Source organism: Mycoplasmopsis edwardii, assembly GCF_900476105.1.
Taxonomy (GTDB): domain Bacteria; phylum Bacillota_I; class Bacilli_A; order Mycoplasmatales; family Metamycoplasmataceae; genus Mycoplasmopsis; species Mycoplasmopsis edwardii.
The window spans coordinates 431,709-446,056 of sequence record NZ_LS991951.1 but is presented as its reverse complement, the minus strand read 5'-3'; the positions used below and the strand labels follow the sequence as shown (position 1 = coordinate 446,056).

The following is a 14,348-nucleotide window of genomic DNA, read 5'->3' as shown; positions in this document are numbered from 1 at the left end:
TTATTTAATATATTGCGCTTTCAAAACAGTTTTTTCTTCATAAATTTTTTTAGTTCTAAGATTGTTTTTGAATTTACCATCTAAATAATTTTCGACTTTATCAAATTCAAAGATTTTATTTGATTTAAGCTCTGCAATTAAATTATTGGTATATTTAAATCAATTTTGATTTCTTCTCTTGAATGCATAAAAAATAATAATGTTCAGAGCTTTTGTATCGTTAATAATTGATTTTCAAGTTTCTAAGTTTTCTAATTCATTTATTAATGGTTCACGATTTAAACATTGTTTAATAAATGCTATTGTGTCTAAATTTAAAACAGCTTGATAAATATTTGTATATTTAATGTTACCAATTGGCAATGGTGTATAAATATCGTTGTTTTTAGACATTACATGAATTTCTGCATCATTAACTTCTTTGCTTCCGCTAGAAATTAAGAAATTTTTTAAATTGTTAGAAGAATCAGTTAATGAATTTTGGAATACATTAAAGAAGTTTTCTGAAATATCTTCAAATTCAAATGGGTTAACACTGATTTTAGATGACTCTTTACGTTTTGTTAATCTTTCAAAATTTGTTTTACCAACATGTTTAATTAATAATTTAGTTAAAAATGGATTCGTTGTAAATTGTTCAGGAGTAAGAGGTCTTTGTAAGATAAAAATTGTAACAGCTCTATTGCTATCTTTATATGTATTAATAAGACCTAATGCCTCTAATTCTGCTCTACTTTTATTTAAGTCATTTTCATGTGAGTTTAATAAGATATTTAATGAAGAAAAATTAAATGGAATTGTTGCAAATTCAACATTTCTAGATAAATCAATTAAATATTCATATAATAAAACACCAAGACCACCAATAATTGGCCCATATAATTGTCTTAAATTAGTTAGATCTGCATTAGAAATAATACCTGCCCTTGTAACGGCAAAATGATCAAAATCAAGTGATAACTTTTTACTCATAATTTCTCCTGTTTTCATTAGTACAATAATTTTAAATATTTATTTGGCAATGACAATTATATTTTGAAATTTCTTTAATTTTTCTATCTTTATCCACTAAGATATTCACAACTTTAATCCCATTAAAATTGTTTGTTTGTGACCATATATAATTGTTTTTGGCATCAAGTGTTGATAAAATGGCTTTATCAATATGTTTAGTTTTTAAGTACTCTTGTCTTTTACTTTCATCAATTTCAAGGAATCAAATTTCTTTGATACTTTTAGTTTGCGCTTTATTCATTTTGAAAAGAATCGGCAGCTCTACAAAATGGTAATAGTTAGCTTCTAAATGTTCTAAAACTTTATCAATAACTAGGTTTTCTAATTTGATAAAAGCATCTGAGTTATTTAACAGTTCATTTTTAATTTTATCTTTGAGAACTTTTGAATCACTTACTAAATCTAAAGATACTTTTTTAGCGACTTCTAAAGCAAATTTTGGATCATTATATAACTTTGAAACAAAATAGTCAGCTTCAAAAACTTTATGACCTAATTGTTTTAACTCATTTAATAATCTAGTTTTTCCACTTGCTATTTTTCCAACTATTGCAACCATTATTTTTTTAAATATTTAAGCAATTCTCTTTGGAATGAAAATAGCTCTAAATATTCAATTGTTTCCTTTGCATTTTCATAATTTAAATTCAGTAAATAGTGCTTTAAATCTAAATCGATATTTTGGACATCTGTGTTAATTTTAGATAGTTCATAAGACATAAAGCCTTGCTCTTTACCATCTTGTAGTTTTTTAATTACTGATTGAGTTGCATTAAGTGAATTATTTTCCACTGCTTGGTAAATTGATTCAAAGTTTTTGTATTCTTCAATTAATTTTAATGCAGTTTTTTCGCCAATTCCTTTAACACCAGGTAAATTATCACTTGAATCGCCTTTGAGACCTTTGAATGTAGTAATTTGATTTGGATATAATCCAAAATTTTCAAAGAAGTTGTCAATGGTTATAAAACTAATGTCTAAACCTTTTTTAATTACATAATAAGTATTCTTATCTACAAGTTGTAAAAGATCTTTATCAGATGAAAAGATATATTTTTCTCCACTTGCTCTTTTACAATATGTACCAATGATATCATCAGCTTCATCACCAACTTGTTCAATAATTTTTACATTTAGACTACTTAAAAGTTTTTTAATTGTGTCAAATTGTTCAAAAATTTCAATTGGTGCTTTCATACGACCTGATTTATATTCAGGAAAAATTTCATGTCTTTTAGTTTTTCCATGTGCATCAAATGCTATTAATAAATGTGTCGGATTAATAAACTTAATTAATTTAAGTAATTGAGATAAAAACACTGCAATTGCGTTTGTTGGTATTCCAAAAGATGTTCTTAAGATAGCATTAATATCACCTCTATATGTTGCGTAAAATGATTGAAACATCATATAGTTTCCATCGATTACTAATGTTTTAGCTTGATTATTCATCTAAAATCTCCTTAAAGTCTTTTACATTGTAAAATATATCTTTTTTAACAATTAATACCATAATGTTTCTTGGGTTATTGTTATAAAGTAGGTTTTGAACAGTTTGATTTCAACCTGATGCAGTGATTACTTTTGAATCATCTTTTAATTTCAAAATAGTTTGTTTGTCTTTTTTGCCTTTTTTTACTTCTAATAAGGTAACTCTTAATCATTCAGCTTTATCGCTTAAGTTAGCTAAACAAAGTGATTCAAATTGTTGTGATAATTTAGAATTGAAGTTTCATGTTTCATTTGTGTATCTGCTTCCTAATAATTTAATTTCATTTTCATCTTCTTGAACTTTATCAGCTTCTTTTATAACTAATGGAATATTACCAATGTCATTTTCTTCTATAAATTTATTTAAAACATCTGGTTCTTTTTTTGCTCTAGCTTTATAAATTTCGTAAAAGTCAAAGCAAATATCTAGTGAGTTTAATAATGAGTTTTGATTTCCGAAATCACTAAAAGCACCAGCTTTAATTAATGTTTCAATAGCAACTTCACCAACACCAGCAACTCTTAATCTTAATCATGTTGAAATAAAGTCTAAAAATGGACCATTTTGTTTTCTTTCGTTAACAACTTTTTCTACAACACTTTGTCCAATACCTTTAATTAAGTTAAAAGGTAAATAAATTTCATCAAAAAAGATTTCGGCTTGTTCACTTGAGATATTAATGTTAGGAATATTAACTTTTATTCCAATTTTATGAGCTTCTTCGGAATAAGTTTTAATATGTTGCTGATCAGAAGAATAATTAGAAAGTAAAACTTTATAAAAGATCATTGGGAAACGAGATTTATAATAAGCTAGTTTATAACTAACAAGTGAATAAGCAACAGCATGAGATTTGTTAAAACCATAATCTGCAAATTTTTCAATATTTGAATAAATTTTGTTCAAATCATTTGTGCTTAAACCGTTTTCTAAACCACCTTTAAAAAACTCATTTTTATATTCATGAAGTTTGCTTTCGTCTTTTTTAGAAATTGCTCTTCTGAATAAATCTGCTTTTGAGAAAGGCATATTTGCAACTTCTTGCACAATTTGCATAATTTGCTCTTGGTAAACAATGATACCAAAAGTACTTTTAACTATTTTGTCATACTTAGGATGAACTTTTTCTATGAATAAATTATTCCTTTTACCTTTTGCATATTCTTGGATATAAACACTTGGTCCGGGTCTAAATAATGACAAGATTGCATAAATGTCGTCAAATGAATCAATTCCAACTTGTTTAATTGCGTTACGCATACCAGGAGATTCTAACTGGAAAATACCATCAGTATTTAGTGAATTTAAGATATCAAAAGTTTGTTTATCATTAAACATTGAAACTGAGTCATTGATCATGTTATCAAATAGTTGATTTTGGGGTATTAAGCTTTCGATTTGGTTGATAAAAGTAAGGTTTTTAAGACCTAAGAAGTCAATCTTAATTAGTCCATATTTTTCAAGGTTGTTCATTGTCATTTGAACTTGTTGCAAGTTAAATGAACTTTGTTGTACCGGAACAATTTCTTTAATAGGTTGATTTGAAATAATAAACCCAGCAGCATGGATTCCAGTTTGTCTTGGTAACCCTTCAATTTTGGAAGCTAGTTCATGTAATTTAGGATATTTATTTGCATATAAGTTGTATTTTTTATTTTTTTCAAATGCATATTTTAAGTTTTCATCATTTAAAGAAATACTTGATGAAATATTATCTATTTCAGTTCTTGGAATGTTTAAAAATCTTCCTACATCACGAATTGAGTTTTTAGCTGCTAAAGTTTGGAATGTTGAAATAAAAGCAACTTTATCTTCGCCATATTTGCTTGCTAAATAAGTGAAAATTTCATCTCTTCGGTTATCTTGGATATCAATATCAATATCAGGTAAACTTACTCTATCTACATTTAAGAATCTTTCAAAAAGTAAGTCAAATTCAAGAGGGTTAACTGATGTTATTTTTAAAAGATAGGAAATTAAAGAACCTGCTGCTGAACCACGGCCTGGTCCGATTAAAATATTATTTTGACGTGCGAACTCTAATGCATCTTGAATGATTAAAAAATAATCAACAAAGCCTAATTTTGTAATGACCTTATATTCTTGTTTAATACGTTCATTAACTAATTCTTTATCATAGTGTTTTAAGATGTTTTTGTATCTTTCTCCTGTAATTAATTTTTGAAATTCATCAAGTGAGTTATCAGAAAATTTTGCTAACTTAATTTGTGAATCAGGTTTAGAAACATTTATTTGGTTGACAATGCTTAAAATATTTTGGTAAACAATATCATCAATATCTTGAAATTCTTCTTGATTTAAGTATTCATTGTAAATTTTTTGCTGTTCATGTGTGCTTCCGGCAATATTATTTAAAACAGGTAAAAGTTCATTATCATCAAATTCTAAAACCTTTTTTGTTGGAGCAAAAACAGTTTGAATTGATTGTTGTTTTTTATTATTTAAATAAAAGTTATTGTGGAATTTATCTATTGTGATCCCTAAGGCGAAAGACCCAAGTTCGTAATGGTCGATTACAAAAATGTTCTCATTATCTAAGTCATAATAAGAGATTTCTTGTTGTTTGCTTTTTTGGTTAACTAGATCTTTAATAAATAAAAATCCTTGGTCATTTTTAGCTAATATAATAACTCTAAATCCTTCCTTTAAAATGAATTCGGACCCTAAAATTAGTTTAAAATTATGGTCATTTTGAAAGTTTCAAAAGAATTGTAAAGCGTGAAAATTCTCAACATCTGTTAATGTTAAGTACTTAAGGTTTTGTTCTTTTGCTAGCTTAAAAAGTCTTTCTAATCTTATTGTTGATTGTAAAAATGAGTATTCAGTATTTGTGTGTAAATAGATAATTTCCTTCATAAATTAATTTTATATGATTTCAACTTATTTTGGATTAAATTTAAAGAAAAATTCAGGTTGTTTCCTGAATTTTTCCACTTTATAAATAATTATGAATCAAATGAGAATTGTATGTCTAATTTCTCGATTATTAAAGAGTCTAAATCCTTTTTAGGCTTTTCAAAAATGATTCTTGTATTTTTGTCTTTAGCAAGTTTTACAAGGTTTAAACAATCATAAAATACTGATCAATCATTAAGATTTTGTGAAATATTTTCACCAATAACAATAGCTTTAATTTTTTCAATTGTGTTAATAATATTAATTAAAGTTCTGTCGATTCTATCGATATAAAGTGCAGTATAAATTTTGTGATCTTTTGCAAATTTATCAATTTTTACTTTTAATAAATTAGCTAAGAATTCGTTGTCATTTGCATAAACTAAACAAATTGGTTTATTGGTAGTTGGCACAAAGTTTTGGTCTAAGAAAACTTCTTGAGAAACTTTGAACATTGAATTGCTTGAATTGTATTTTTTTAATTCACCAATGTGACTATATCAACTTTTTTGATATTTGTATTCGAGATAAAAAATTTTCTTGAATAATTCAATTCATTTAGAGTCCAAAACATCATCTTTCAGACTGCATTCAACTAATACTAATGAACCTTTTTGTTTGGTTGAATATTTAGTAATCATGTATTCTTTTATTTTGATTTCATTATCAGATGATGAGTTAATTACATCATATTTATTTAAATTGTTAATAAAGTCTTGAAAATCAGCATTTTTGATTATTTTTTCATCAAAAAACATATACTTAGAATAATCAACGTTGTTTGAGTAAATGTTATATAAAGAATATTTGAGCATGTTTTTGATATTAATTAGATCTTGCTCATTTTTAATACTTGAAGTTTTAAACATTGTACTGTAATTAAAGATCTTGTTAATGTATTTGTTTTTATTAAGGTCATTAATAATGTTTTGATATTCTTTATAACGTTTGTTTGAAACACCTTTTAGAACGAAATAAATAATTCCATCTTCTTTAAAGTAAAAGGTTTTTTTGCTTTTAAAATCAAACATTGAGTAAATTTCATAAATATCTGAATTTCTAATTTCTTTTAAGTTAAAAACTGATTTAAGCATCATTCCAATGACTGTTAAGTTTTTCTCATTTAGACTGAAATATCTTGAATCTTTATGATTTTTAATTGTAAGGTTTTGAATTTTTTTAGATGCTTTATTTCATCTTAAGGCACATATAAAATTCGTTGTTCTATCTTGTCTAATTGTAACTTGATATTCTGGGGTTTTTGTGATTGACTTATCAAATCTTACTGCAAGTCTTTCTCAAATTGTAAAGTTTTTGCGATATTTTTGATTAATATTTACACTAATAACTTCAACTTTATTTTCGTTTCAAGACATATCGAAGACATTGTTGAATTTGTCTTTACTTGTTTTATCAAAGTGTTCTAAGAAGTCATCTAAAGAAATGTAATTGAACTCTTTGAAACCTGATTTTTTAGAATCAAATATAGTAGACATAAAGTGATAAGTGTTACTGATACGTAAAACTCTGTTGTTAATCTTATCTACTTTAAAGATAATGATCCCTGATGAAGATCTATAGTAAATGTATAACATTAACAATATACCAATTGTTATCGCTAAAACAAATAAGCATATTAAAATAACCGATAAAATGTCAAAAATATTCATTGTTACCTACTAATTAGCCTTATTGAATTATGCATTTTGTTTAAGGTTCTTACTTTTCCATCATTATGGAATCTTACATCAATATCACCAGTTGATTTTGAGTCAATAACTTCACCTTCTCCAAAGATAATATGTGAAATAATGTCTCCAATAATAATTTTTGAATTTCTTGCTAATGCATCTGAATCTTCATCAAATGGAACGATATTAGTTTGGTCATTTAATAAGATTTTTTCTTTAGTATTAATTCCCATTTCTTCTAAAAATTGTGAGATTTCTTTAGGGGTATTGGTTCCTAAAATTTTACCTCTTGAAGATGATAAGAATAACTTGTTTCTTGCTCTAGTTACAGCAACATATGCAAGTCTTCTTTCCTCTTCAATTAATTCATCGCTATTTTTGTCTTTTGAGTTATTGATAAAGTCACCTTTTTCAAAGATTCTAAATGTTGGAAAAACACCTTTGTTTAATCCTACAAGGAAGATGTTATCATATTCAAGACCTTTAGCTGAGTGAATCGTCATTAATGTTACATAGTTTGTTTCGTTATGGAATTCATCAGTTACAGTTAATAAGTTAACCATGTTTAAGTAATCTTGTAAATCTTTGCCTGGGTTTTTCTTTTCTCAGGTTTCAATTGACTTAATTAACTCTTTAACGTTTTCTTTCGCTGTACCTCTAAGGTTTTTGTTGTTTTCAATACTTTCATAAAAACCAATTTCTTGTAAAAATGCATCAAGTAGTCTATAAATCTTATTACTTTTGCTTAATAATAATTTTTTATATTTCATCAATGTCTTCATGAATGGATGAAGTTTTTGAATAATGAACTCTTTACCTAATTCTTTAACTGGTAATTGTTTAAAGTGATCTTTTAATGCAAAGAAAATTGTTTTGTTGTGTTTTCTAGAAAATTCTCTTAATTTTGCTAATCTAGCCTCTCCGATACCTCTATTAGGAACATTAATAATTCTCTCTAATGAAATTTCTTGTCCATCAAAAAGAACTCTTAAAAAGGCTAAAACATCCTTAATTTCTGAACGTTGGTAGAATTTAACTCCGTTTATCAATTTGTGAGGAATGTTTTCTTCAATCAAAGCTTGTTCAAAAACCCTTGAGTAGTAGTTTGATCTAAATAAAATAGCAATTGATTTAAGCTGGTTTTTTTGTTTTTTAAGTTCATTAATTTTATTTACAACCCATCTAGCTTCACCTTCTTCATTGAAGCTATGGAAGAATTCAGGTTCTGTTCCTTCTTCATTTTCAGTTACTAGATCTTTGCTATATCTGATGTTGTTATGTTTAATTAATTTGTTTGCTGTTTCTAAGATTTTCTTTGTTGAACGGTAGTTGATGTCTAAAATAACAGTTTTTGAATCTTTAAAATCTTTATCAAAATCTAAAATTAAGTTAACATCAGCTCCCCGTCAGTTGTAAATTGTTTGGTCAGGGTCACCAACAATTGTTACATGTGTATTTTCGGTATATAACATCTTCATAATTTCATATTGTAATGATGATGTATCTTGAAACTCGTCAATTAAAATGTATCTATAGATTTCTTGATATTTCTTTAAGATATCAGGTCTTAAAGTAAATAACCTGTGCGTTAAGATAATTAAATCATCAAAGTCTAATGAACCATGAAGTGCTAATTCATTTAAGTATTCTAAATAAATTTTTGCAAGTATTGTTGGTTTGTTTTCTTCGTTTAAAACTTTTGCAAATTCATTAGGGTCTTCTGAAAAGTTTTTAGCTCATGAAATATATTGAGCTGTTGTTTTATAACTAATTTCATGAGTTGTAATTTCTAATTTTGAATAAATCTTTTTAAAGATTTGTTCTTTATCATGCTCGTCAATAATGTAAAACTCTCTACGATAACCTAGTTCACGAATATCGTTTCTTAAGATAGTTGTACAAAATGAGTGGAATGTTAAAACATTAAGTTTCTCTTTAATTTGTTGACAGTATTTTTCGATACGATTGATCATTTCTTTAGCCGCTTTATTTGTAAATGTCACAGCTAAAATTGATTTCGGAGATACATTTAGGTCATTAATTAAGTATGCAACTTTTCTTGTTAATACTTTTGTTTTACCAGTTCCTGCACCAGCGATAATACGTAATGGTTTATCGAAATATTCAACGGCTTGACGTTGTTTTTCGTTTAAGTCACTTAATAAATCAACTTTTTTTAATAACATAAAATCTCCTTTAAATTATTTTTCATCAACGTAAAAGAATTTACGTTTTTCAAAATAAATTGGTGTAAATTGTTTTTCTTTATTTTGTGTTGAATAAGGTTTATTTTCAACAATTCTACTGTTTGTTAAAAAGTCAACAATTGATAGTTTTTTTGCTTTAAAAATAATGAAAAGATAACCAATTGTGTGTATAAAGAAACCAATTGCTAAGAATGTAACTATAAATTGAGTTACAACTTTGTGGTATAAATCGTTTTTCAGAGATATTACTTCTTTTTGATTAACTTGTGTTGCTATAAAACTATTTTCTGAATAAAAAGCCATTATTGCAATAAAAATTAATGTGAAGTAAAAAGATGCAAAAACATTACGATGAAGCAAGGTTTTAATTTTAAATGTTTTAGATTCTGAATCAATTATTTTTAACTTACATAATCATAGCCCAATGGTTCTCCCTTCACTAAGGAAAGGTACAAATAGATAAAATAAGTTAATAATAACTATTGAATATATAAAACCAGAATAAAAAGATATATTGTTCGGTTTACTTGAATTTCTTGAAACTAAATAAAAAATAAGCAATATTAATGAAATTGTTAAAAATAAATCAATAATATTTGCTAGGAACCTTCTTATGAAGTTTGAATTTTTATAGATCATATTAATCAAGTTGTTTTAAGATCTTTTTATCTTTTAACTTATTAATTGGTTGTAACATTAATAAAACTTCTTCGTTGTTTCTTGAAAAATATGGATTTGTTAATAAGTAGTTTTCTGCTTTATATGAGTCTTCTAATTTTTTAATGATTTCGATGTGTTTGTTTAAAGAGAAATCGCTTCTTTTTTCTCAGATTTCTTCTTTAGTTTTGTAAATACTTCTGTATGTGAAACTTGTTTCTTTAAAAAATGCAGTCATTAACAATTTTAAGAAATAGTATTTAGCATACCTGATTTCTTCATATAGTTTTCTATTTGTAAGGTTTAAATGTTTTTCAATTTCATCGAACATAGTCATTGATTTTTTAGTGTTTAATCAAATATCTTCTGGGAAGTATTCTCTAAAAACTCTATAATCGAGATATGAATATGATTTAGCCTCTAACATTAATAAATATGTTAATTCAACACACATTTTTGTATCAACATAGTTTTTGATTTTGTATTTTGATAATTTTGAAACTAATGATTTTTTAAGAATTTTGTTAAAAATAAAAGGAAATACATAAGCAAAAGGTAAAGGATTTTTTGTTAAATCAATTTTTTCATTGTTAACAATTCTTGCTTTTGGCTTTCAAGAAATAGAACCAGTTAATCTTGGTTTAAATTCCAAAACATCAACATCTGATTTTTCAGCAGCATCAATCATTTTTTCTATGTAATTATTTCTGATTGATTGAATATCAGAGTTAAACACTGAAATATAGTCACCTTTTGCTTGTCTAAATGCGCTAAGTAAATTAAATTGATTACTATTTAATTTTGAATTGTAAATAACTGTGATTCTTCCATTTAATTTTTCATAGTATTTTGTAATGATGTTCATTACTTGTTTATTTTCGCTTTCTTTACCATTTAAACATAAAATAACTTCAAAATCACTAACTGTTTGAACTGCTAAAGAATCAAGATAATTTTGAACATTTTCAACATTTTTTGTAACTAAAGATATTAAAGATAATTTCATTTATACCACCAATTTTTTATAGTTAATATTTTACCATATTTTGAGCAATTTTGCAAGGTTAATTAAGTTACCTTTAAAGAAAATATAAAAAAATAAACATTATTATGTTTACTAAAATGTCTATTTTTTAACTTTTATTAATACCATTGTATGGTCTGAAACTTCTTTTAAAACAGTTTGAATAGAAACTGGTTTTTGTTTTCGTTGATATTTATTATCTTCTTCAATTAATTTTAAGTATTTTTGTTTATCGAAGATTTTTTGAAATGCGTTGATGTAATCAAATCTAAATTTTTCTTTATCAAATGCATCAACTTTATCGTTTGGATCATAAATAATAAATTTATCGTATGGTTGAGAGTAACTATCAGCTTTCGAACCAATACTTGAGTTGTAGTATGTTTCTATTTGTTTGATAGTTAATTGCTTTTCTTTGTAACCTGATTCAAGATTTGAGTCAGCAATTATTTTTTCTGAATGAACAAAGTTACTTGATTTAATATTTGTATCACCATTAAAAATTATTGTTGCATTTGGGTATTTTACTTTTAAGTTATTTATTATTGAAATAACTTCAATAAACTCATTAACTTCTTGAGAACCTTGTTGTCTTCATGTGTAACCATTTATAGTAGGATTACTTGTTTCACCATTACTTTTTTTCGGACCTGGTGAATCTAAGTGGGCATTAAGAATATAAAATTCATTGTTTTTCTTATCAATAAACTTACTTAATCATAATGGTCTTGTAAATGTTGTATTTGTACCCCTAAAAATACTTTCTTCTTTTGATAGTGGTACATTTGTTAACAATTCGGGATCATATAAAATAGCATATGATTCCTTTGAATTAGGGTATTTTGTTGAAACAATGTCTTTTGGTGATCAAACAGAAGCAAAGTTTTTATTAAAGTTTTTTCTTAAGCTATTTTTAATTAAATCAACTGATTCATGTTTATTGAAGTTAACTTCTTGTAATGAAATTAAACTTGCTTTACTTGCAGCAATAATTTCAGAAAGCCCAGTAACTTTAACACTATTTTCTTTTAATGAATCTTTACCAAAGTTTAAAATATTTCAACTACCAAAAACAAAATAATCTTCATGATTTAATCCTAAATTATCTTCTGTGCTTGGTTTTGGGGTTTCATTTGAACCATTATTATCATTAGAATTATCTGATTTTGTTGGTTTTTCAGGTTGATTTTGTGAACCATTTTGTGGATTTTCTTGAGTGTTTGAATCTGATGGTTTGACATTGTTATCTTGAGCTTTGCTTTCTTCTGTTTGATTGTTATCATCATTAGTTGAAGGACTTTCTGTATCTGTTTTTGGATGAGTTGTTTTGGTGTTTTTGTCACTATGTAATGATTTAGGGATTTGGATTTCTTGAATGTATTCAACTTCCATTGAGTTTACTAAATATTTAATTGTTAAAACTCTTGTACTTTGATCAAATGTTGCTTCGTATTTATTTTTTGATTCTGGAATTGTGCTTTGAACTTCGTCAAATTCCGCTTTGTTGTCTTTAATTACTAATAATTTATTTGATTTAAAATCAGAATTATCTTGAAAGAAATTACCAGTTCCAGCTATGCTGAAAAATTGTCCTTTTTTGTATTTTTGTATCATTAACTTTGATGGATTTTTTGCCTTAGTTAATAATAAATCAAATTTATATCCTATATCTTCATTTTCATCTTCATATGATAGTTTGAAGATATTTTCATACTTAGTTTCTTCAACTATTGGTTTTGATGCTTCTGGTTTTATGATTTTTTTATCATCGATTATTGGTTTATCTACCTGATTGTTATTAGAAGTTTCATTATTTTTAACTTGATTTTCTTCGCTTTTATTGCAAGAAATAGTTGTTAAAAAAGTTGGAACCATTCCAAAAGGTAGAATTCTAAATATTTTTTTTAAAACGCTCTTTTTCATAATTGCTCCATTTTAATTATATCATTTTATAGTGGTAATATTTCCATTATTTATTTGTAAAATAATCATAAATTTCAAAAGTGGTAAATGAAAAATCATTTATAATAGAGCTATATATACATATACATTTAGGAGAATTGATGAAAAAAACAATTAATGACTTAAAATTAAATAACAAGAAAGTCTTAGTTAGAGTAGATTTTAACGTTCCAGTTAAAGATGGTGTTATTACATCTACAAAAAGAATTACTGCTGCTTTACCAACAATTAAAAAAATTATTAAAGATGGTGGAAAAGCAATCTTATTATCACACTTAGGAAGAATTAAAGAAGAGGCAGACAAACAAAAAGGTTCATTAAAACCAGTTGCTGTTGAACTTGCAAGACAACTTGGTAAAACAGTTTACTTTGTTGAAGAAACAAGGGGAGAAGTTGTTGAAAGTGCAATTAACTCAATGAAACAAGGTGATGTTTTATTAATTCAAAACACACGTTTTGAAGACTTAAATAATAAAGCCGAAAGTAAAAATAGCCCTGAATTAGGAAAATACTGAGCTTCTTTAGCTGATGTATTTGTTAATGATGCTTTTGGTACAGCTCACAGAGCCCATGCTTCAAACGTTGGAATTTCAAACAACATTAAAGAATCAGCATTAGGTTACTTAATGGAAAAAGAAGTTTCATCATTAGAAAAAGCAATTAACAATCCTGCTCATCCATATGTAGCTATCATTGGTGGAGCTAAAGTTTCAGACAAAATTCAAGTTTTAGAGAAATTAGTTAAAATTGCTGATAAAATGATTATTGGTGGAGGAATGGCTTACACATTCTTAAAAGCACAAGGAATCAAAGTTGGTAAATCATTAGTTGAAGATGATTTCTTACAATTAGCAAAAGACTTCTTAGCAAAATACAAAGATAAAGTTGTATTACCAGTAGATCATGCTGTTGCTAAAGAATTTGCTGATGTTAAACCAGAAATCCAAGAAAAAGAAATTAAAGATGGATACATGGCTTTAGACTTAGGGCCAAAATCAATCGAAGCTGTTTACAAAACATTAGAAAATGCTAAAACAGTTGTTTGAAATGGACCTATGGGAGTTGCTGAATTTGAAAACTACAAACACGGAACAATGGCTGTATGTAAAGCTGTTGCAGCATTAAAAGATTGCTACACTGTTGTTGGTGGTGGAGATAGTGTTGCTGCTGTTGAAAAATTAGGTATGGAAGATAAATTCTCACACGTTTCAACAGGTGGTGGAGCTAGCTTAGAATTACTTCAAGGTGTTCAATTACCAGGTGTTGTAGCTATCAAAGATAGAAACTAATAAAAACAAGACTAAACATCAAACTATTTTAAATAGTTTGTAATTATAAAATAAAAAATAATGGCAAAACTGATTTGATCTGCCATTATTTTTTAA

10 protein-coding genes are annotated in these 14,348 nt (G+C 26.2%); 1 reads left to right on the top strand and 9 read right to left on the bottom strand.

The features are described 5' to 3' along the window. The 9 genes from D2846_RS01930 to D2846_RS01890 all read right to left on the bottom strand — a co-directional run bounded on the left by D2846_RS01930 (position 1) and on the right by D2846_RS01890 (position 12,924). Entirely contained in the window at positions 1-972 is a 972-nt protein-coding gene (locus tag D2846_RS01930; protein ID WP_117275320.1) for a replication initiation and membrane attachment family protein, read from the bottom strand. A 31-nt stretch (positions 973-1,003) separates the two neighbouring features. Further along, positions 1,004-1,573 carry a dephospho-CoA kinase gene (locus D2846_RS01925; RefSeq protein WP_117275318.1) on the bottom strand — a complete coding sequence of 190 codons (570 nt, stop codon included), beginning with the start codon at positions 1,571-1,573 and terminating at the stop codon, positions 1,004-1,006. Beyond that, positions 1,573-2,466, bottom strand: a complete 894-nt coding sequence (locus tag D2846_RS01920; protein ID WP_117275316.1) for a 5'-3' exonuclease — start codon at positions 2,464-2,466, stop codon at positions 1,573-1,575. Before D2846_RS01920 ends, D2846_RS01925 begins: the two co-directional genes overlap by 1 nt. Continuing rightward, positions 2,459-5,383 (bottom strand): DNA polymerase III subunit alpha, encoded by a 2,925-nt coding sequence (gene dnaE, locus D2846_RS01915; protein WP_117275314.1) that lies wholly within the window; start codon positions 5,381-5,383, stop codon positions 2,459-2,461. Before dnaE ends, D2846_RS01920 begins: the two co-directional genes overlap by 8 nt. Before the next feature lie 89 nt (positions 5,384-5,472). After that, entirely contained in the window at positions 5,473-7,017 is a 1,545-nt protein-coding gene (locus tag D2846_RS01910; protein ID WP_223211499.1) for an MHO_4530 family protein, read from the bottom strand. 77 nt (positions 7,018-7,094) lie between these two features. Beyond that, positions 7,095-9,299 carry an ATP-dependent helicase gene (locus D2846_RS01905; RefSeq protein ID WP_117275310.1) on the bottom strand — a complete coding sequence of 735 codons (2,205 nt, stop codon included), beginning with the start codon at positions 9,297-9,299 and terminating at the stop codon, positions 7,095-7,097. Positions 9,300-9,314: 15 nt separating this feature from the next. After that, entirely contained in the window at positions 9,315-9,959 is a 645-nt protein-coding gene (locus D2846_RS01900) for an RDD family protein (RefSeq protein WP_117275308.1), read from the bottom strand. A gap of 1 nt (position 9,960) precedes the next feature. After that, positions 9,961-10,983 carry a glycosyltransferase family 2 protein gene (locus tag D2846_RS01895; RefSeq protein WP_117275306.1) on the bottom strand — a complete coding sequence of 341 codons (1,023 nt, stop codon included), beginning with the start codon at positions 10,981-10,983 and terminating at the stop codon, positions 9,961-9,963. Between the two features lie 120 nt (positions 10,984-11,103). Next, entirely contained in the window at positions 11,104-12,924 is a 1,821-nt protein-coding gene (locus tag D2846_RS01890) for an MnuA family membrane nuclease (protein ID WP_117275304.1), read from the bottom strand. 140 nt (positions 12,925-13,064) lie between these two features. Here D2846_RS01890 and D2846_RS01885 point away from each other — a divergent pair, with 140 nt between their 5' ends. Then, positions 13,065-14,252 carry a phosphoglycerate kinase gene (locus tag D2846_RS01885; RefSeq protein ID WP_117275302.1) on the top strand — a complete coding sequence of 396 codons (1,188 nt, stop codon included), beginning with the start codon at positions 13,065-13,067 and terminating at the stop codon, positions 14,250-14,252. The last annotated feature ends 96 nt before the right edge of the window (positions 14,253-14,348 follow it).